This is a genomic window from Campylobacter concisus UNSWCS (genome assembly GCF_000466685.1).
GTDB lineage: Bacteria > Campylobacterota > Campylobacteria > Campylobacterales > Campylobacteraceae > Campylobacter_A > Campylobacter_A concisus_A.
The window spans coordinates 54,108-72,610 of sequence record NZ_ANNG01000005.1 but is presented as its reverse complement, the minus strand read 5'-3'; the positions used below and the strand labels follow the sequence as shown (position 1 = coordinate 72,610).

Sequence of the window (18,503 nt, the reverse complement as noted above, 5' to 3'; positions counted from 1 at the left end):
CTGAAGCTTAAAATTTCATAAAAAATTTAAAGAGAAAATTTGACCTATTTACTCTTTTTTGTTATTTTAAAGCGAGACTGAAATTTATAAAAAGGAGAAAAATGTTTAAATTTCAAAGGTCAAAATTTAACAACTCAGTATTTATCCCATCGCTTATTGTCATATTTTTAATAGCGGCATTTGCAGCGATATTTCCAAATTTCTCAAATGAGTTTTTTAAGGGTATGCAAAACTATATCGCGGCCAAATTTGGCTGGTTTTATATCCTAGTCGTTGCCGTCATACTGCTAAGCGTCATAATTCTTGGCTTTAGTAAGCTTGGCGAGATCAAGCTAGGAGCTGATCACGTAAAGCCAGAGCACAAAAATATCTCGTGGTTTTCTATGCTTTTTGCCGCTGGCATGGGCATAGGTCTAGTGTTTTTTGGTGTGGCCGAGCCGCTCATGCACTATCTAAACCCACCAGTTGGCGACGCACAAACTATCGCAGCGCAAAAGCTTGCGTTGAATATCACATTTTTTCACTGGGGCATGGGCGCATGGTCGGTCTATGCTATCGTGGCGCTTATTCTAGCCTTTTTCTCATATAGGCACGGCTTACCACTCACGCTTAGATCGGCATTTTATCCGATCATTGGAGATAAAATTTATGGCAAGATAGGTAGTGCCATCGATACATTTGCCGTCGTGGCGACCCTTTTTGGCGTGGCGACGTCGCTAGGATACGGCGTGCTTCAGGTAAATGCTGGCCTTACGCACGTTTTTGGCCTGCCGACTATGCATATCACGCTTCTAATAGTGCTTTGTTTTGCAGCTACCATCTCAGCGGCAAGCGGCGTGGATAAGGGCATTAAAATCTTATCAAACGCAAATATCGCGCTAGCTATATGTTTTATGTTTTTGATACTATTTTTGGGCGATACGACGCAGCTTCTAAAGTCGTTTGTGCAAAACAGCGGCGACTACGTCTCTACGCTCATTTCAAATACCTTTAACCTCTACGCCTACGAGAGGCAAAACGAGAGCTGGCTTGGCGGTTGGACGCTGCTATACTGGGCTTGGTGGCTATCTTGGTCGCCGTTTGTGGGGCTTTTTATAGCTAAAATTTCAAAGGGCAGAACGATCAGAGAATTTGTGATCGGCGTGCTTCTAGTGCCAACTGGCTTTACATTTGCCTGGATGAGCTTCTTTGGCAACTCGGCGATCGCTTTGGTGCAAAGTGGCTTTAGCGAGCTAGCGACCACGGTAAATTCTGACTCAGCCTCAGCACTCTTTATGTTTTTAGAGAAATTTAGCTTCTCAGGCGTGCTAAGCGTGATCGCAGTCTTTATGATCGTTATATTTTTTGTAACTTCTGCCGACTCTGCGGCGATCGTGATGAATATGCTTTGCTCAAACGGCAAGGATGATACACCAGTTTGGCAAAAGGTCTTTTGGGGCGTTACGGTGGGCATCGTGGCGGCATTTTTGATGCTAGCTGGCGGACTTGCCTCACTTCAAGCGCTTACTATTACCACAGCACTGCCATTTGCGATCGTGCTACTTGGCGCTATTTACGGGCTATTTAAGGCTTTGCGCGTGGATCTAACCAAAAAAGAGACAAATAACTTTAGTAATATGCCACTTAGCGATCTTTCAAAGCCGTGGCAAGAGCGCCTAAGTGCGATCATCACGCTTCCAGGCAAGAAAGATGGCAAGAAATTTTTAAACGAAGTCGTGCTAAAAGCCTTTAACGAGCTAAAAGAGGAATTTGCTAAAAATGGGCTTGAAGCAAAGGTCACAAATGGCGAAAATTTTGTAAATTTAAACGTCGGTCTTGGCGATGAGATGGACTTTAGATATGGCGTTTATCTCACCAAAAGCCAGAGCCCAGACTACACCAGAGAGCTTGATGGCGACGATCTTTACTATAGAGCCGAGGTCTATCTAAAAGAGGGCGGTCAGGACTACGACGTGCTTGGCTGGAGCGAAGCTACGCTGATAAATGACGTCATCGAACAATACCGCAAACATATGCAGTTTTTACATGTCGTGAGAAGGTAAAATTGAGTAAAATTTGCCTAGAGTTTTAAAATTCTGGGCAAATTTGCAAATTTAATCTAGCTATTTTGCAAATTTTAAAATCTTACTCACTCACCTTAGCAGACTACTAAATTTAGGCCGCACTTCGTTTAGCACTAAATTTAGAGCCGTGATATGCTCGCTCATAAATTTTAAAATTTGCTCAAATTTAATAAAACCGCATGCGGTGCGCCAGCACCATTGCATGCCACCTCTAACGTGCGAGGGGTTTAGGGGATTTAAAAAGGAGGATAAGGGGACGGCTTTGCTTCGCAAGCTCGCAACTGCAAGCAGACCGTAATTCAAGCCTCTTCCCCCTTAACAGAGAAACAAAAATCTAAATTTATACTTGTAAATTTTAAAATTCCACTCACTCGCAAGAATTGACTATTAAAATTTGGCTTCACTTACAGCTTAGCTCAAATTTTAGAGCCGAAATTACTCGTTCATGAAATTTTAAAATTTGTCAGAATTTTCTAAACAAAACGCATGCAGTGCGAAGCACTATCGCATGCACCTCTAACGTGCGAGAGGATTGTGGGATTTAAAGGGAGATAAGGGGACGGCTTTGCTTCGCGAGCTCGCAACTGCAAGCAGAGTGTAATTCAAGTCCCCTTGTCTCCCTTTTGAATAAAAGAACCTAAAAAATAAAGTCTGTATTTTAAAGAATAGAAATTTACTATTGCACAAATTTTAAAATTCCATTCACCCCTAAGAATTGACTACTAAAATTTGGCTTCGCTTACAGCTTAGCTCAAATTTTAGAGCCGAAATTACTCGCCCATGAAATTTTAAAATTTGCTCATTAACTACCACTAAAAAATTATAAAACCACCATAAATTTTATATAATCCCTCTCTTACAAAGGTGTAGCGACTTTACAAAAAGGAGACAAATGAGCGAGATAAATTCAGTTTCAAATTTTACACCAGCTGATGATGAGGTGCTTGCTTTTTTGTCAAATTTGGGTCAAAAATGGCGCAAAAGCGATGATGTAGCAAATTTTATAGAGCGAAATTTTACCTTTGTCGGCTCAAAACCGCTTTTGCAAAATTTAAAAGATTACAAAACGGCTGATTGTAAAAATTTTGCTGATATTAAAAATTTTATAAGCTCACACACTGACATTCAAAGCAAAATTTTAAGCAGCGAAATAGGCTACGTCGGTGATGGTCTAACTAGCCTAGAGCTTAAATTTGCGCCTGAATGCTTTTATGATTTTTTAAAATTTATGGTTGAAAATATTGCGCAACATCACTATTTTTACAGCCCAAAAGAGGGCTGGATATTACTCATTGCGATGGAGGGATACGTAGAATTTGGCGTTTTAGATAAACAAACTTTTTGAATAAATTTACCCACAAAAATAAAAATAAATTCCGTCCATAAAAGTCCTAAAATTTAGCAAAAAGTCAAATTTGCACGCAATCATCGCCTTTTGCTAGCAAAATTTAATCATTTTTTTTATATAATCCAAATTTTTCACAAAGGTAGATAATATGGATAGAAAATCGTGGAGTTCAAGACTTACATACATTTTAGCTGTTGCAGGGGCTACGGTCGGCTTTGGCGCGACGTGGCGGTTTCCTTACTTGGTCGGTCAAAACGGCGGTGGGGCCTATGTTTTGGTATTTTGCATAGCGATGATAGTCATTGGTATTCCTATGATTTTGGTTGAAAACGCCATCGGCAGGCGCCTAAAATGTAACGCTGTCGATGCATTTGGTGGCACAGTAAATGGCAAAAAGATCAGCAAAAAATGGCAGATAGTGGGCTGGATGGGGCTTGTTGGCGCATTTGGCATCATGGCTTATTATATGGTTATCGGAGGCTGGGTCTTAAACTATATCGCTCAAATTTCATTTGGCCTGCTTGATCTCTCGCAGATCGTGAGCTTTGAGCAAACTAGCGCATTTTACGAGCAAAATATCGTTAGCAACCCACTAGCCATCAGCTTTGCGACCCTTGTTTTTGTTCTGGTTAATTACGCTATCTTGGTGCAAGGCGCAGTTGGCGGCATCGAGCGCTCAGCAAAATACCTAATGCCGCTTCTTTTTATCTTGATGCTCGTCATGATCGCTAAAAACATCACGCTTGGGGGTGCGATGGAGGGTGTGAAATTTTACTTAACGCCTGATTTTTCAAAGATAAGCTTAAAGCTTTTTGTCGAGGTTTTGGGGCAGGTTTTCTTTGCGCTTTCGCTTGGATTTGGCGTGATGATAACGCTCTCAAGCTTTGTTAAAAAAGACGAAGGCTTAGTTAAAATTTCTATCATCACAGGCATCTTAAACACCGTCATAGCCGTGCTTGCTGGCTTTATGATATTTCCGTCGCTCTTTAGCTACGGCGTCTCACCAGATAGCGGCCCGAGCCTAGTTTTTAAGTCGCTTCCGATCGTCTTTTCACACATGCCTTTTGGCGGATTTTTTGCGGTTGCGTTTTTCGCGCTTCTTATGATCGCTGCGCTTACGACGTCACTGCCGATATATGAAGTGATCATTACAACGCTGCAAGAGAAATTTAAGATAAAACGCAAAAAAGCGATATTTTTAGTGCTTAGCGTCATCTTTGTGCTTGGGAATTTGCCCTCACTTATGGCTACAAATTTACTAAGTCATGTGAGCATTTTTGGTAAAAATATCTTTGACGCATACGACGCGATAAGTGCAACGATATTTTTCGTGCTGACCTCACTTGGATGTGCTATATTTGTGGGCTGGGTGCTAAAAGATGAAGCAAAAAAAGAGATCTTGCAAGGTAGCGAAAAGTACGCAAAGCTTATAAATATTTGGTTTTTCTATATCAAATTTATCGTGCCTTTTGTCATTTTGGTGCTATTTATCAGTAGTTTTTACGACAACTTTTTGAAGTGAAATATGCGTGAGCTTGTAAATTTTAGTAGCGGTGAGCGCCTAAGACTTAGCGTAGAGGATAAAGCCTTAGTGAGCGTGAGCCAAAAAGGCGCTAAAACAAAGCAGAGTAAAAAAGAATTTGCAAGCAGTGATGAGGCTAAAAAAGCCTGCGTCAAAAAAGAGTGGGAGAGCCTAAAAAAGGGCTTTATTCTGCAAGATAGTGAGGCAAAAGCCGGTGAAGCGAGCCTGCACGTTTATATCGGCGGTGGATACACTGGAGCGCTCTCGTTTGCCAGCTTAAGAGATGAAATTTATGTTTATAAAAGTGGCGGTCAAAAAGATGGCGGCAAGCCTAGCGATATTTTGGTGAGGCTTGATCGAAGCGGCACTATAAAAGAGCAGATCGCCTTGCCAAAGCCGCTTGCGTGGCATGCCGAGCATGTAAGCGAAAATTTACTTTTAGACCTTGATCATGAAATTTACATTTTTGAGCCAAATGGGGCTAAATTTCGTGAAATTTTAGCTGAGCAAAATGTCAAGAAAAGTAGCGAGATAGCAAGCTTTATCTGCTCTGCAAATAATGCGGCAGTTTTTGGCATGTTTGGTCAAATTTTTACCTTTTGTGAGGATAAAATTTCAAAGCTTGGCGAGTATAAATGCAGCACAAAAAACTACGTGCCGATACTTTGCGCGGCTCTTAGTGCGGATGCTAGCATGCTTGCACTTTGCACCAAAGAAAATGAGCTACAAATTTTAAATGCAAAAAATGGTGAAATTTTAAGCGAGCTAAGAGCAGAATTTGGCGTGCTTGATAAAATTTGCTTTTTAGACGAAAACACGCTTTTGCTTAGGCAATATCTTGAAAACAAGATATTTTGCCTTGATATAAAGAGCGCAAAGGTGACAAAGCAGCCTTGGATAAAGGATGAGTATCTAAGAGCGAGCGAGTTTTGCGCGGAGGCTGGCAAACTTGTGGTGATAGATCAAAGCAGGGCCTACGCTATCAATCTAAAAAGTGGCAATGCGATGGCAGAATTTACGCTAGATCACGTCGTAAAGAGCTGCGAGGCTAAATTTATAGATGGCAAACTTGCAGTTAGAACGGACTATGGCTGCTTTAGTCTTTATGAAATTTAAGGGAGAATATGTTTTATACACTTTTATTTATCTATATTTTTTATGTGCTTTTTAAGCTTTTTTTGGCGAATTTGCAGATCGACTTTGTAAGAGCTGAGGCCAAAAAAGAGCCAGTCGTGCTTGAAGCGAGCGAATACAAAAACGCCGCAGTTGCCGCCGTGACAAACCTAAAATTTGAAATTTTTAGCCTCATCTATCACACCGTTATCTTCTTTGCGTGGATAAGCTTTGGGCTAAAAATGCTCTCAAACGCTTGCCTAAAAGATGGCACTACGTTTGAAAATATCCTCTTTGTGATGAGCTTTTTGCTGATCTCGTCGCTGCTTGATCTGCCGCTAAATATCTACGAGAGCTTTGTAAAAGACAAAAAGCTTGGCTTTTCAAATATGAGCGCAAAGATATTTTTGATTGATACTATAAAGTCGCTAGCGCTAATGCTCATTTTTGGCTCGGCCTTCGTTTGGCTCGTGCTTCTTTGCATAAATTTTCTTGGGGATTTTTGGTGGTTTTGGGCGTTTTTGCTAAGTTTTGGCGTCGCTTTAATTATAAATTTGATATATCCAACGCTCATTGCGCCTATCTTTAACAAGATGTCGCCGCTTGAAGATGGCGAGCTAAAGGGCAAGATAGAGGGTTTGCTTAAAAAATGCGGCTTTAAAAGTAGCGGCGTTTTTACGATAGATGCTAGCAAGCGCGACAACCGCTTAAACGCCTATTTTGGCGGGCTTGGAGCGACAAAGCGAGTGGTGCTTTTTGACACGCTGATAAAAAAGCTAAGCACCGCGGAGATAGTGGCGGTTTTGGGGCATGAGCTTGGGCACTTTAAGCATAAAGACATCATAAAAATGATAGCTCTAAGTGCCATTATGCTATTTTGTCTATTTTTTATCTTTGGAAACGTTGGCGCAAGCGCATACGAGGCGATAGGACTAGGGCAAAATGGCGCTAGTATCATCATCTTTTTGGTGCTTTTCTCGCCTATTTTTAGCTTTCTTTTCTCGCCGATCATCTCGCATTTTAGCCGTAAAAATGAATTTGGCGCAGATAGATTTTCAAAAGAAATTTCAAACAAAACTGACATGATAAACGCCCTAACCAAGCTTGGCAGCGAAAACAAAGCATTTCCAAAGTCGCACTGGCTTTACTCATTTGTCTATCACTCGCACCCAAGCCTTTTTGAGCGGATAAATGAGCTAGAAAATGAGAGTTGAAGAGGCTCTAAAAGAGGCAAATTTAAGGCTAAAGCCGCTTTGTGAAAACCCAAGCAGGGTGGCTAAAATTTTGCTCATGAGCTACCTTGATGTGAGCGTTGAGTGGATATTTTTAAACCAAAAGAGCGAATTTAATGAGAGCGGCTACTTTGACCTTGTAAAGCGCTTTGAAGACTACGAGCCGCTTGAGTACATTACCGGCAAGGCTGGCTTTTATGGGCTGGAGTTTGAGGTAGAAAGTGGGGTTTTGATACCGCGTCCTGAGACTGAAATTTTAGTCGATAAAGTGCTAGAGATAGCAAGCGGCTACAAAGCGCCAAAGATCGCTGAGATCGGCACTGGCAGCGGGATAATAAGCGTCATGCTTGCCCTTAAAACAAACGCTAAAATAGTTGCCACCGATATAAACGAAAAGGCTCTAAAACTAGCTAAAAAAAATGCGCTTAAATTTAATGTAAGTGAGAAGATCGACTTTGTAAAGTGCTCATATATCGATGAAATTTCAGGTGGTATCGACATCTTGGTCTCAAACCCACCATATATCGCGCGAGACTATAAACTTGATAAATTTGTGATAAACGAGCCGCATGAGGCGCTATTTGGTGGCGAGGTCGGAGATGAAATTTTAAAAAACATCATCCTTATCGCTAGAAATCGCTGCATAAAAAATATCGCCTGCGAGATGGGCTATGATCAAAGAGCGAGCATGGAGATGGCGCTAAAATTTAATGGCTTTAAAAGCGCTTTTTACAAGGACTTGGCGGGCTTTGACAGGGGCTTTTGCGCGAGATTAAAACTATAAAGGAGAGAGATTGAGAAGTATCTATTTTTTACTATTAGCAGCGGTGATCGGCACTGAGCTAACGCTTGGAATTTTGGTCGCACCAGTCATATTTTTCCCACAAAATATCATAGGCGAGGGGGTGCTCACGCATTTTATGAGCGGACAGATGATGACAAAGATATTTTTAAAATTTAACTATGTTTTGCTATTTGTAAGCGCATTTGTGGCAGTTAGCGAGCTATTTGATTTAAGAAAAAAGCTTGCATTTTCACTAAAATTTAGCACGTTTATGCTCTCGTTTTTAAACTTAGCCCTAGCGCTTAGCTTTGTCTTTATCTTTACGCCTTTTATCGTGCAGGCTCAAAGCCTAGGTGCTGATGCGACGCAGACAGCGGAGTTTGCCAAGATGCATAGCGCAAGCGAATATGTGATGAAAGTGATACTTGTTTTGCAGCTCATTTTATTTTTTGTGAAATTTAAGATCAGTCAAGATGAACGCCAAGCCTGATATCCAAATTTTAACGAATTTTTTAGCCGAATACACGACAGCGATGGTGAGTGCTGGCACATACACTGCGCGCGTAGAAAAGTGCGTCGACCGCATAGCTAATCACTACGGCTATGACGTTAGTGTGACCATTTTTGTGAAGTATTTTACCATTAGCGTGATGGACTCACAGGATAACTCATTGCGCCGAACTTATGTGAGAAAGATCCCTCTAGGGCAGGTTAGCTTTAACAGAATTTCTGAGCTATCATCGCTTAGCTGGCAAATTTTAGATGAGGGTTTGAGCTTAGATGAAGCTAAAGAGAGCTTTGAGGGCGTGATGAGTGTCAGTGCAAATAAATTTGCTAGCTCGCTTATCTTGATAAGCCTTGCAAATGCGGCATTTTGCAGACTTTTTGGAGGCGATGCTGGCTCAGTTGTTTGCATATTTTTTGCAACGCTTTTTGGATACACTCTTAAATTTGCCCTTGCAAAAATGGGCGTAAATTTAAAGGTTCAATACGTCCTGACATCCTTTGTCGTCTCATTTATCGCCTATCTTGGCGTATCTTACGGACTTACGCACACAAGCGACGTGGCGATAGGCTCGTCTGTGCTCTTTATGATGCCGGGCGTTTTTCTTATAAATTCAGTCTTTGACATCCTAAATGACAACACCCTTGTTGGCATCAGTAGAGCCATAAGCACGGGCATCCTCATACTTTGCATGGCTGTTGGCGTCTATATCACGCTAACGCTTAGCAGCGCGGAGATATTAAATGTTTGAGCTTTTTAGTGAAACGCTTGTAGATGCTGGCTTTGCTGCGGTGGCTGGGCTGGGCTTTGCCTATGCTAGCTCGCCTCCAAAAAGAACTCTCATCTTTTGCGCTTTGCTCGCTGCATTTGCGCATGCTAGCCGCTTTTGGATCATGCAGATGGGATTTTTTAACATCAGTGTCGCAACGCTCATCGTCTCTTTTATGAGCGGAATTTTAGGCATGCTCTTTGCCAAACGGCTAAAGGTGCCAGCTGAGATCATCGCATTTCCAGCGCTTTTGCCGATGGTGCCAGGAGTTTTTGCGTATAAAGGCATTTTGGCACTTTTTTCATTTTTAAATGAGACAAGCATCGCTAAGAAAAATGAGTATTTGATCATATTTTTTGATAATGCCATCACGACTACGACGGTTTCACTAGCGCTTGGTGTGGGTGTTTCGGTGGTGCTTATCTTGTTTTATGATCAGTCGCTTACGATAACTAGAGGCGCTAAAGGCAAGCCTAGTAAGAGCAAATGAAAATTTAAAGGAGCTTTGCTGTGAAGATAAGAATTTATTACGAAGATACTGACGCGGGCGGCATCGTCTATCATACAAACTATATTAAATTTTGCGAGCGAGCCAGAAGTGAGGCATTTTTTGAGGCTGGGCTAAATTTCACAAAAGAGGGCGGATACTTTGTAGTTTCAGCTCTTGAGGCTAAATTTCTCGCTTCAGCCGTGCTTGGCGATGAGGTTTTTGTGAGAACAAAGCTTATAGAGCTTAAAAAGGCAAGCCTTGTTTTAGAGCAAGAAATTTATAAATTTGAAGAAAAAGATGCCGAAAAAGTGCTCTTTAAAGCGACTATCACGCTAGCTTTTATGAAAGAGGGCAGGCTAGCAAAGATAGATGAGAGCATGAAAGCTTTTATAAATGGGGTTAAATTTTAGCAAGCAAAACTGCTAAATTCCGCTTGTGCTGTTTTGCTCCTGCGAATTTACCTCATTAAAGTGATCGCTTTTTGTATCATAAATTTTTACATCATATAAAACTTGCGAGCCCTCAACCCTCTGAGCAAAAATTTTACTGGCACTTTTGTTTATGAAATTTGTATAGATATACTCCACTCCCAAGGCACTTGAGTAGCCGATCTGTGAGTATCTAAAATCAACTCCAAAAAGATCTCCAAGACCTAAAAAACTCTCATCAAGCGAGTTTAGCGAATTTGCCACAAAGAGGTTTTGTCTATCTCTTTGCGTGATGGCACTAAAGATATTTGGCAAGAAATTTATCTGCGTGCTTAAAAGCGCGTAAGGCTTTATCTCAAAGCCTCTCATCTGCGTTGCCACAAGAGAAGCTTTAACTATGGGGATGTTTAAAAAGACGCTTGCATTATCAAATTTAGACTTTTTGCTCAAAGTATCGTTTAAATTTATATCTTTGCCAGTGATCGAGCTCTCGTAGTAGTCATTGCTTTGCATGCGTACATACTCATTTAGCTTTTGTGCTAGCGCGCTGCCATCGTCAAAGGCGACTATCTTTTCGTTGGCAAAAGCTAGTAGGGCTGAAATTTGCGCTTTGTAATCAACTCCGCCAAAGATCAAATTTGGCTTTGGAGCTGTCACGAAAGAGCTATGAACACTTGGGATGTAGATGAGTTCGTTTGGCAAGATGAGAGAATTTACCATGTTTGCGCCATTTTGAGTAAGGGCCGCTATGAAGTAGATAAAACCCTCGTTTCTAGCGTTTTGAAGCGCGTTTTGAAGGCTAGGCAAACTCTCGTCGCTACTATTTATAAATTTCACTTCTACATTTGCATCTTGCTTTAAGATATAGCTTAGAATCGCGTTTGATACGACATTTGCGTATGATTTTATAACCTTTTGAGGGATGATGACTGCTATCTTATCGCTTGCAGCTAGTTTTAAAACCATCTCTCCGCCAAGCGAAGCGTAAAGGTCTAAAAGTGCCTTATCATCTATCTTTGCTGGCTCAAATCTAGCCATAAAGCTAGCTAACATATCGCTCTTAATAAGCTCATTTAAGCAAGAGCTATCACAAAATTCTGGCTCTAAATTTATGTAAGTGATCTTTGCTGGTGGTATGCTTGAGAGGCTTTGATTTTTAATGATGTTGCTTTCAAATTTTGCCTCAGTGATCTCGTCTTGCATCTCGCTTAAGACTTCATTTTGCGCTGCAAAAAGACTTACAAATATAACTAAAAAAAGAAAAATTCTTTTCATATCACTCCCTTGATTTTTTTCAAATCATCTATAAAATTTTCTTCAAAACTTGGATTTTTACTGATCCACTCTGGTGAAAAAGTTGGCATTATAAACCTATCATCATCTTTTAAAATGCTCCCTCTTATGCTTGAAAATCCGCCCTTTGAGAGCAAATTTGGATAAAGATGCATGAAAGCTTCCTCTCCTAAAGTGATGATAATTTTTGGTTTAATAAGCCTTATCTCTTCTAAAAGATATGGCCTACAAAGCTCAAACGAGCTCTTTAACGCTGGATTTTTCGCGTCACTATTTGAAATTTCACAGCGCAAAAGCAAGCTTATATAGAGACTATCTTTTTCTAAATTTAAGCCATTGTTTATAGCATTTTCTAAAATTTTGCCACTTGCGCCTTCAAAATAATCATCTTTTTTGCAAAGCGATACGAACATTATCTTGCTGTTTTTATCGCCAAAGCCAGTAAAAACGCACTTTGAGCTATTTCTTAAAAAGCAAAGAGAGCACTTTTTTATCTCACTATTTAGCTCGTCTATGCTGTTATAATCTTGATATTTGCTTAAATTAAGAAAATTTTCATCTATAAAATTGTAACCGATCGCTTTTAAAAAAAGTAATTTTTCTAAGAGATCTTTATTTTTATGAAATTTCATTTTTGGATTATAACTTGATTTACTTAAAGTTTAAATTATAGTTTTTTCGGGCTGATTTATTCAAAGGAATTTAAGTATTGCTTTGATAAAATCCCACTTTTTATATTAACTTTAAGGATAGAAATGAAAAGGACTTATCAACCTCATAAAACCCCTAAAAAACGCACTCACGGCTTTCGTTTAAGAATGAAAACTAAAAATGGCCGTAAGGTTATCAACGCTAGACGTGCTAAAGGTAGAAAAAGATTGGCTGCTTAGCTGGTTTTGAGTCACTAAGTGACTCGAGAGAATTTTCTCAGGTTTATAAAGAGGCCAGCAAATGGCACTGCGACGCTTGCGTAGTTTTTTATAAGCCTACAATTGAAAAAAAATTAGCAGTTGTTGCTAGCAAAAAAGTGGGAAAAGCAGTAGTTAGAAATAGAGCAAAGAGGCTTTTAAGAGCTGCTTTTTTTTCTATTTCTAATGAGCTAAAAGATGGCACTTACATTATGGTCGCAAAAAATGGAATTGTAGAAATTTCATTTGACAAAATTTGTAAAAATTTGAGCTGGTCTATAAAAAAAATGGGATGTCTAAAATGAAAAAATTTGCGATTAGATTTATCGCTTTTTATCAAAAATATATTTCCATACTTCTGCCAAAAAGCTGTCGCTACTATCCGACTTGCTCACAATACGCCATTTGGGAATTTCAAACAAACAGCTTTTTCTCTGCTTTTTTTGCAACATTCATGCGAATTTTAAGATGCAATCAACTTTTCAAAGGCGGTATCAACTACCCAATCATCCGCAAAAAATTTAACTCATGTTTTATATTTCAAAAAAGCGATACCAAAAATGTAAATTTCTGGTTTATCCCTTGCCAAAATAGTAAATTTTATGTCGTAAAAGTATTAGATAAATTAAAGGAAAAAAATTAAATGGAACAGATGTCTATGCAAAAAAGGTTGCTTCTTGCAGCACTTTTGTCAATCGTATTTTTCATAGTATATGACTTTTTTATGCCAAAAAGAGCTCCACTAGAGCAAAACCAAACAACGATCTCTCAAACAATGGATCAAAGCAAAGCTCCAGCCTCTACTAACGATACTCCAAAATCAAATGAAAATTTAGCTTCAAACGAAATAATCGCTACCATCAAAGGTCAAAGCTACGAAGCAAAGATAGATAAGCTAGGTAGGATTGCAAAGTTTTATCTCACCGAAGATAAGTATAAAACAGAAGATGGCAACAAAATCGAGCTTGTTTCACAAAATCCACTGCCGCTTGAGCTTAGATTTAACGATAGCACTTTAAATACTGATGCTTTTAAGGTTGCATATAGCAGTGACGCTAGCGAGGTAGATGCTAGTAGCGAGCCTAAAACTATAAAACTCACTCAAAATTTAGATGGTGTTACAGTCACAAAAAATATCAAATTTTACCCAAATGGTCGTTACGAGGTTGAAGTAAATTTAAGTAAAAGTGTTGATTATTTCATCACTCCTGGCTTTAGACCAAATATCGCGATAGATAGCTACACAGTTCATGGTGTCATGCTTAGAAATACAGACGATAGCCTAAATATCATAGAAGATGGCGATGCAAAAGAGGTTAAAAACTATGCAAACACAACTATAGCAGCTGCATCTGATAGATACTACACAGCGCTATTTTACTCATTTAACAAGCCATTTGAAGCTGTTGTGGATAAAGATGCAAATAACAATCCTATCGTCTTTGTAAAGGCAAACGATAGTCTAAAACTAGGCGCTTACATCGGACCAAAAGAGCATAAAATTTTAAGCTCGATGGATGAGAGACTAAACGACGTTATCGAGTATGGTTGGTTTACGTTTATAGCAAAGCCGATGTTTGCATTCTTAAATTTCTTGCATAACTACATCGGCAACTGGGGTTGGGCGATAGTTGTGCTAACGCTTGTTATAAGGATAGTTTTGTTTCCGCTTACATATAAGGGCATGCTATCGATGAATAAGCTAAAAGAGCTTGCTCCAAAAGTAAAAGAGATCCAAACAAAATATAAAGATGATAAGCAAAAGATGCAAGTCCATATGATGGAGCTATACAAAAAACATGGTGCAAACCCGATGGGTGGCTGCTTGCCGATCTTGCTTCAAATTCCGGTATTTTTTGCGATCTACCGCGTTTTACTAAATGCGATCGAGCTAAAAGGTGCTCCTTGGATACTTTGGATACACGATCTTTCAGTGATGGATCCATACTTTGTGCTACCTATCTTGATGGGTCTAACGATGTTTTTACAACAAAAACTTACACCAACGACATTTGCTGATCCTATGCAAGAAAAGGTTATGAAATTCTTACCTTTGATCTTCACATTTTTCTTTGTGACATTCCCAGCAGGTCTTACGCTTTACTGGTTCGTAAATAACGTTTGTTCAGTCGTTCAACAAGTCTTTGTAAATAAACTTTTTGAAAAACATAAAAAAGCTGCGGAGGTAAAAGCTCAATGAAGATAGAAGCAAATACCCTCCAAGAGGCATTTCAAAAGGCAGCCGAGCAGCTTAACTGCTCAGTCACAGAGCTTGATATAAAGGTCTTGCAGCATCCAAGTGGTGGAATTTTTGGATTTTTTAAAAAGACAGCGATCATTGAGGCAAATTTAGAAAATCAGCCAAAACCACAGCAAAAACCAAAAAATGATAGAAATTTTGCTAAAAAAAGTGATGAAAACGAACCTGTAAAAGAAGAGAAAAAGCAGGGCAAAAAACACGATCAGTCTGATAGAAAGAGAAATTCTAAAAAGCACAAAGATGAGAAAAATGAGACTAAGTCTGAGCAAAAAGAGCATAAAAACGAAAAGCCAAATTTAAGCGAGAAAAACTCAGCTCTTGCTAAAGATGCCTTTGCTGAAAAGGGCGAAAAAGAGGCTGAAGAACCAGGATATGTCATAAAAAGACTTGATGAGCAAAAAGAGCAAAAAGAGACTAAAGTGGCAAAAGAGCCACAAGCTAGTAAAAGTGCTCCTAAAAATATCCTAGATACTTCAATCATCGAAAATTTCAACCAAACTGATAAAGAGAGCGCACCTCAAGCTTTACCAAAAGAGAAAAAAGAGAAAGTTGTAATCGACTTTGATAAAATTTTGCCTGAGATAAAAGAGGGCATGACGCGTCTTTTTAAAGCAAGCTGCTTTGAGATAGACAAAGTAGAAGTTAGTAAATTTAACGATGAGACTGTGCTTATCGAACTAGACGGTGCTGACGCGGCGCTACTTATCGGCAAAGAGGGTTATAGATATAAAGCGATCTCTTATATGCTCTATAACTGGCTAAATTCAAAATACAACCTCGCTATCCGCCTTGAGATCGCGCAATTTTTGCAAAATCAAGAAGCGATGATGGATCAATATTTAAATGGTGTGATCGAGCGTGTGCAAAATAGTGGTAGAGCCCAAACTAAGCCACTTGATGGAGTTTTGGTCAAGATCGCGCTTGAGAAGCTTAGAGAGAAATTCCCAGATAAATATGTCGGCATAAAAAGTGGCAATGACGGCAAATTTGTCGTCGTAAATGACTTTTTTAAAAAATGAGTGAAACTATCGCAGCCCTTGCCACAGCTTATGGCATCGGCTCAGTTTCTATCGTAAGGCTTAGCGGTAAGGACGCCCTGACCACCTCTTTAAAACTACTTAAACTTTCAAATTTAGAGCCAAGATACGCAAAACTAGCCAAAATTTACTCCCTTGATGATGAAATTTTAGACGAGGGCATAGTTATATATTTTAAAGCCCCAGCAAGCTTTACTGGCGAGGATATCGTCGAGTTTCAAACTCATGGCGGCGTGATGGTGAGTGAGAGAATTTTAAATGAGCTAATAAGAGCTGGCGCAAGGCTTGCTATGCCAGGCGAGTTTAGCAAGCGAGCATTTTTAAATGGCAAGATGGATCTAGCAAAGGCCGAGGCGATGCAAGGGCTTATCACTTCAAAAAGCGAGATCGCTGCTAAAATTTTGACCCGCCAGATGCAAGGCGATCTTAGTAAATTTGTAGGTGAGATCAGGGGCGAAGTAGTCAAAACTCTTGCCTTTGTTGAGACGATGATTGACTATGCTGATGATGATCTGCCAGCAAATTTGCTAGAGCAGACTAAGCAGATGCTTTTAAAAAATAGCGAGAAGCTAGAGCGCATAGCCACTCTTAGTGAGCAAAGAAGGGGGCTAATAGATGGCTTTAAGATCGCTATCGTCGGCAAGCCAAATGTTGGTAAAAGCTCTATCTTAAACTCATTTTTGGCATATGAAAGAGCGATCGTTAGCGACGAAGCGGGCACAACTAGAGATAGGATAGAAGAAAATTTCAAGATCGGCTCGCATCTAGTTCGCATAATAGACACCGCTGGCATTAGAAAAGATGCTGGAAAGATCGAGCAAATCGGCATAAATTACTCAATCTCAGCCATAAACGAGGCCGACATCATCCTAGCTGTCTTTGACGGCTCATCTTTAGGCGACGAGCAAGATAAAGAGATAATAAAGCTCGTTTCTAACTCAAATAAAAAAGCCTTTTTTATCCTAAATAAAAGCGATCTTGAGTTTAAATTTGACATAAATTTAGACGATGCCATAAAAATTTCTGCAAAAACTGATACGAGCGTAGTTTTAAAAGAGCTTGAAAACTATCTCAAGACGCAAGATACTGACGAGATCATGCTAAGCTCAAACCGCCAAATTTTAAGCTGTAAAGAGGCGAGCGAGGCTTTAAAAAGAGCGTTTTTTAGGCTAAATGAAGAGGAGCTAGAAATTTTCGCTTACGAGCTAAATACCGCGATAAAGGCGCTCGCAAGTATCACAAAACCATTTGAGAGAAGTGAAATTTTAGATGAGATGTTTAGCCATTTTTGTTTAGGAAAATGATACTTTTTTTGGCTAAAATCTGCGCTTTTTAAAGGAGAAAAAATGAAAATTTTACTTATAAATGGCGGCAAAAAATTTGGCCATTCAGATGGTAGGCTCAATCAAACACTTCACGATCTTGCATACGAAAAACTAGCAAAAATGGGTCACGAGGTAAAGCAAACCATGATAGATCAAGGCTATGATATCGAGGCCGAAGTTGAGAAATTTCTTTGGATGGACGCGGTAGTTTGGCAGATGCCAGCTTGGTGGATGGGCGAGCCTTGGATAGTGAAAAAATATATCGACGAGGTCTTTACCGCAGGTCATGGCAAGCTTTATACGAGTGATGGCAGACACAGGGTCGATCCAACTAAAAACTACGGCAAAGGCGGCTTGCTAAATGGCAAAAATTTTATGCTAAGTCTTACTTGGAATGCCCCAGCCGAGGCATTTAGCGATCCAAATGAGTTTTTTGAGGCGCGTGGCGTTGATGGAGTTTATTTTCATTTTAGAAAGGCAAATGAATTCATCGGCTTAAAGTCGCTTCCGCACTTTATCTGCTGCGATGTTATCAAGATGCCAGATGTGCCAAGATACCTAAAAGAGTATGAAGCACATCTTGAAAAAGTTTTCAAAGCGTAAAAGATTTCTACCGTTCTTTAGCCATTTGTGCTAGAGAGAATCTAAATTTATATCTTGTGTGGGGAAAAATGAGGAGAAAATTTCTATTTTTAGCTGTTGTTATCTTATTTGTAGGGTGTGCTAGCAAGCAAATTCTAAATCCAAGCGAAAAGTCAAATTTACTCTATCTTGAAAATAACGAAACCTTGCAGGAGATGAAAATTGATAAGCTTCAAAATAGTCTAAATGACTTTAATAAATTTGCAAACATTGTTGGCAAGGCTGAGATAAAAGCAGCCGGAGTAAATGCAGAATTTAGCGCTCTTGGCGATCTCATGCAAGGCAGCGAAGCAGACAAAATGGTGCTTGTTAAAAATTTAAGCACAAACCATGAGCTCATCTTGTCAAATGCTAGTGACTTAGAGGAGCTCGTAAATGCAAAAAATATCAAATTTTATGAAATTTCAAATGGCGCTATCAAAAGCGTAGTTTATAGCACAAAAAGCATGTCAGTTTGCGAAGCTTTTGCGAGTGGCAAAGAGGTAATAAAAGTAAAAAGTGTGACAAACCGCCCTTTGAAAAATGGCTTTTTTGCGGTGATCTTAAACTCAGATATATCTAATGATCAAGGCTTTTTTCTAAGAGAGACGAGCTACTATTTCAACCTTTCAAGCGAAGATGAAGAGAAGATTAAGGCTGAGACGCTAACGCAAAATTTTTATAAAACATTTATCGAAAGTGACCTTGTAAATCAAGGCAAAATTCTCTCAAATGTGCTTTGTTTTAGTAAATTTCAAAAGGCTTTTTAGTAACTTTTTATAAGCAAGGTTGTAAAATAGCTTAA

Annotated in this window: 21 protein-coding genes; 18 read left to right on the top strand and 3 right to left on the bottom strand. The window is 39.4% G+C overall.

Features of this window, described 5'->3' with window-relative positions:
• The first annotated feature begins 101 nt into the window (after window positions 1-101).
• Window positions 102-2,042, top strand: coding sequence for a BCCT family transporter (locus UNSWCS_RS01170; protein ID WP_021086917.1), 1,941 nt, complete (start codon window positions 102-104; stop codon window positions 2,040-2,042).
• Window positions 2,043-2,132: 90 nt separating this feature from the next.
• On the opposite strand, the gene UNSWCS_RS12610 is transcribed toward UNSWCS_RS01170, so the two are convergent.
• Entirely contained in the window at window positions 2,133-2,267 is a 135-nt protein-coding gene (locus UNSWCS_RS12610; RefSeq protein ID WP_021086913.1) for a hypothetical protein, read from the bottom strand.
• A 688-nt stretch (window positions 2,268-2,955) separates the two neighbouring features.
• On the opposite strand from UNSWCS_RS12610, the gene UNSWCS_RS01165 reads away from it, so the two are divergent.
• The 9 genes from UNSWCS_RS01165 to UNSWCS_RS01125 all read left to right on the top strand — a co-directional run bounded on the left by UNSWCS_RS01165 (window position 2,956) and on the right by UNSWCS_RS01125 (window position 10,236).
• Window positions 2,956-3,408 carry a hypothetical protein gene (locus UNSWCS_RS01165; RefSeq protein WP_021086962.1) on the top strand — a complete coding sequence of 151 codons (453 nt, stop codon included), beginning with the start codon at window positions 2,956-2,958 and terminating at the stop codon, window positions 3,406-3,408.
• Window positions 3,409-3,559: 151 nt separating this feature from the next.
• Window positions 3,560-4,933 carry a sodium-dependent transporter gene (locus tag UNSWCS_RS01160; RefSeq protein WP_035143324.1) on the top strand — a complete coding sequence of 458 codons (1,374 nt, stop codon included), beginning with the start codon at window positions 3,560-3,562 and terminating at the stop codon, window positions 4,931-4,933.
• Between the two features lie 3 nt (window positions 4,934-4,936).
• Window positions 4,937-6,049, top strand: a complete 1,113-nt coding sequence (locus tag UNSWCS_RS01155) for a hypothetical protein (RefSeq protein WP_021086959.1) — start codon at window positions 4,937-4,939, stop codon at window positions 6,047-6,049.
• A gap of 8 nt (window positions 6,050-6,057) precedes the next feature.
• The gene (locus tag UNSWCS_RS01150) at window positions 6,058-7,260 is read left to right on the top strand and encodes a M48 family metallopeptidase (RefSeq protein WP_021086919.1); all 1,203 of its coding nucleotides are present in this window, start codon (window positions 6,058-6,060) and stop codon (window positions 7,258-7,260) included.
• Complete coding sequence (gene prmC, locus UNSWCS_RS01145) at window positions 7,250-8,062, top strand: peptide chain release factor N(5)-glutamine methyltransferase (RefSeq protein ID WP_021086933.1); 813 nt, start codon at window positions 7,250-7,252, stop codon at window positions 8,060-8,062. The genes UNSWCS_RS01150 and prmC overlap by 11 nt, the downstream gene beginning before the upstream one ends.
• 10 nt (window positions 8,063-8,072) lie before the next feature.
• The gene (locus tag UNSWCS_RS01140) at window positions 8,073-8,552 is read left to right on the top strand and encodes a DUF4149 domain-containing protein (protein ID WP_021086893.1); all 480 of its coding nucleotides are present in this window, start codon (window positions 8,073-8,075) and stop codon (window positions 8,550-8,552) included.
• Window positions 8,536-9,318 (top strand): threonine/serine exporter family protein, encoded by a 783-nt coding sequence (locus tag UNSWCS_RS01135; protein WP_021086945.1) that lies wholly within the window; start codon window positions 8,536-8,538, stop codon window positions 9,316-9,318. The genes UNSWCS_RS01140 and UNSWCS_RS01135 overlap by 17 nt, the downstream gene beginning before the upstream one ends.
• A complete protein-coding gene (locus tag UNSWCS_RS01130; RefSeq protein ID WP_002940362.1) occupies window positions 9,311-9,826 on the top strand; it encodes a threonine/serine exporter family protein in 516 nt (171 codons plus the stop codon). Before UNSWCS_RS01135 ends, UNSWCS_RS01130 begins: the two co-directional genes overlap by 8 nt.
• A gap of 20 nt (window positions 9,827-9,846) precedes the next feature.
• The gene (locus UNSWCS_RS01125; protein ID WP_021086910.1) at window positions 9,847-10,236 is read left to right on the top strand and encodes a YbgC/FadM family acyl-CoA thioesterase; all 390 of its coding nucleotides are present in this window, start codon (window positions 9,847-9,849) and stop codon (window positions 10,234-10,236) included.
• Window positions 10,237-10,248: 12 nt separating this feature from the next.
• Here UNSWCS_RS01125 and UNSWCS_RS01120 read toward each other — a convergent pair whose 3' ends face one another.
• A complete protein-coding gene (locus UNSWCS_RS01120; protein ID WP_021086905.1) occupies window positions 10,249-11,529 on the bottom strand; it encodes a hypothetical protein in 1,281 nt (426 codons plus the stop codon).
• A complete protein-coding gene (locus tag UNSWCS_RS01115; RefSeq protein ID WP_021086976.1) occupies window positions 11,526-12,179 on the bottom strand; it encodes a uracil-DNA glycosylase family protein in 654 nt (217 codons plus the stop codon). Before UNSWCS_RS01115 ends, UNSWCS_RS01120 begins: the two co-directional genes overlap by 4 nt.
• A gap of 123 nt (window positions 12,180-12,302) precedes the next feature.
• Here UNSWCS_RS01115 and rpmH point away from each other — a divergent pair, with 123 nt between their 5' ends.
• The 8 genes from rpmH to UNSWCS_RS01075 all read left to right on the top strand — a co-directional run bounded on the left by rpmH (window position 12,303) and on the right by UNSWCS_RS01075 (window position 18,468).
• On the top strand, window positions 12,303-12,437 hold the full coding sequence (gene rpmH, locus UNSWCS_RS01110; protein WP_002940373.1) for a 50S ribosomal protein L34: 135 nt from the start codon (window positions 12,303-12,305) through the stop codon (window positions 12,435-12,437).
• The gene (gene rnpA / locus UNSWCS_RS01105; RefSeq protein ID WP_035143323.1) at window positions 12,425-12,760 is read left to right on the top strand and encodes a ribonuclease P protein component; all 336 of its coding nucleotides are present in this window, start codon (window positions 12,425-12,427) and stop codon (window positions 12,758-12,760) included. The genes rpmH and rnpA overlap by 13 nt, the downstream gene beginning before the upstream one ends.
• Complete coding sequence (yidD, locus tag UNSWCS_RS01100) at window positions 12,757-13,098, top strand: membrane protein insertion efficiency factor YidD (RefSeq protein WP_021086961.1); 342 nt, start codon at window positions 12,757-12,759, stop codon at window positions 13,096-13,098. The genes rnpA and yidD overlap by 4 nt, the downstream gene beginning before the upstream one ends.
• Complete coding sequence (gene yidC, locus UNSWCS_RS01095) at window positions 13,099-14,655, top strand: membrane protein insertase YidC (protein WP_021086908.1); 1,557 nt, start codon at window positions 13,099-13,101, stop codon at window positions 14,653-14,655. It begins immediately after the preceding gene.
• The gene (locus UNSWCS_RS01090; protein ID WP_021086926.1) at window positions 14,652-15,734 is read left to right on the top strand and encodes a Jag N-terminal domain-containing protein; all 1,083 of its coding nucleotides are present in this window, start codon (window positions 14,652-14,654) and stop codon (window positions 15,732-15,734) included. Before yidC ends, UNSWCS_RS01090 begins: the two co-directional genes overlap by 4 nt.
• Window positions 15,731-17,056 (top strand): tRNA uridine-5-carboxymethylaminomethyl(34) synthesis GTPase MnmE, encoded by a 1,326-nt coding sequence (gene mnmE, locus UNSWCS_RS01085; protein ID WP_021086897.1) that lies wholly within the window; start codon window positions 15,731-15,733, stop codon window positions 17,054-17,056. Before UNSWCS_RS01090 ends, mnmE begins: the two co-directional genes overlap by 4 nt.
• Before the next feature lie 42 nt (window positions 17,057-17,098).
• A complete protein-coding gene (locus tag UNSWCS_RS01080; RefSeq protein ID WP_021086930.1) occupies window positions 17,099-17,680 on the top strand; it encodes an NAD(P)H-dependent oxidoreductase in 582 nt (193 codons plus the stop codon).
• Between the two features lie 68 nt (window positions 17,681-17,748).
• On the top strand, window positions 17,749-18,468 hold the full coding sequence (locus tag UNSWCS_RS01075) for a hypothetical protein (RefSeq protein ID WP_021086951.1): 720 nt from the start codon (window positions 17,749-17,751) through the stop codon (window positions 18,466-18,468).
• Window positions 18,469-18,503 lie beyond the last annotated feature (35 nt).

What these genes read in the sequence shown, in the direction of transcription:
- UNSWCS_RS01120 (WP_021086905.1), bottom strand. Translation starts at nt 11,529, where the DNA reads ATGAAAAGAATTTTTCTTTTTTTAGTTATATTTGTAAGTCTTTTTGCA.
- UNSWCS_RS01160 (WP_035143324.1), top strand. Translation starts at nt 3,560, where the DNA reads ATGGATAGAAAATCGTGGAGTTCAAGACTTACATACATTTTAGCTGTT.
- UNSWCS_RS01090 (WP_021086926.1), top strand. Translation starts at nt 14,652, where the DNA reads ATGAAGATAGAAGCAAATACCCTCCAAGAGGCATTTCAAAAGGCAGCC.
- UNSWCS_RS01150 (WP_021086919.1), top strand. Translation starts at nt 6,058, where the DNA reads ATGTTTTATACACTTTTATTTATCTATATTTTTTATGTGCTTTTTAAG.
- UNSWCS_RS01080 (WP_021086930.1), top strand. Translation starts at nt 17,099, where the DNA reads ATGAAAATTTTACTTATAAATGGCGGCAAAAAATTTGGCCATTCAGAT.
- yidC (WP_021086908.1), top strand. Translation starts at nt 13,099, where the DNA reads ATGGAACAGATGTCTATGCAAAAAAGGTTGCTTCTTGCAGCACTTTTG.
- mnmE (WP_021086897.1), top strand. Translation starts at nt 15,731, where the DNA reads ATGAGTGAAACTATCGCAGCCCTTGCCACAGCTTATGGCATCGGCTCA.
- prmC (WP_021086933.1), top strand. Translation starts at nt 7,250, where the DNA reads ATGAGAGTTGAAGAGGCTCTAAAAGAGGCAAATTTAAGGCTAAAGCCG.
- UNSWCS_RS01135 (WP_021086945.1), top strand. Translation starts at nt 8,536, where the DNA reads ATGAACGCCAAGCCTGATATCCAAATTTTAACGAATTTTTTAGCCGAA.
- UNSWCS_RS01155 (WP_021086959.1), top strand. Translation starts at nt 4,937, where the DNA reads ATGCGTGAGCTTGTAAATTTTAGTAGCGGTGAGCGCCTAAGACTTAGC.
- UNSWCS_RS01075 (WP_021086951.1), top strand. Translation starts at nt 17,749, where the DNA reads ATGAGGAGAAAATTTCTATTTTTAGCTGTTGTTATCTTATTTGTAGGG.
- UNSWCS_RS01130 (WP_002940362.1), top strand. Translation starts at nt 9,311, where the DNA reads ATGTTTGAGCTTTTTAGTGAAACGCTTGTAGATGCTGGCTTTGCTGCG.
- UNSWCS_RS01170 (WP_021086917.1), top strand. Translation starts at nt 102, where the DNA reads ATGTTTAAATTTCAAAGGTCAAAATTTAACAACTCAGTATTTATCCCA.
- UNSWCS_RS01115 (WP_021086976.1), bottom strand. Translation starts at nt 12,179, where the DNA reads ATGAAATTTCATAAAAATAAAGATCTCTTAGAAAAATTACTTTTTTTA.
- UNSWCS_RS12610 (WP_021086913.1), bottom strand. Translation starts at nt 2,267, where the DNA reads ATGCAATGGTGCTGGCGCACCGCATGCGGTTTTATTAAATTTGAGCAA.
- UNSWCS_RS01165 (WP_021086962.1), top strand. Translation starts at nt 2,956, where the DNA reads ATGAGCGAGATAAATTCAGTTTCAAATTTTACACCAGCTGATGATGAG.
- yidD (WP_021086961.1), top strand. Translation starts at nt 12,757, where the DNA reads ATGAAAAAATTTGCGATTAGATTTATCGCTTTTTATCAAAAATATATT.
- rpmH (WP_002940373.1), top strand. Translation starts at nt 12,303, where the DNA reads ATGAAAAGGACTTATCAACCTCATAAAACCCCTAAAAAACGCACTCAC.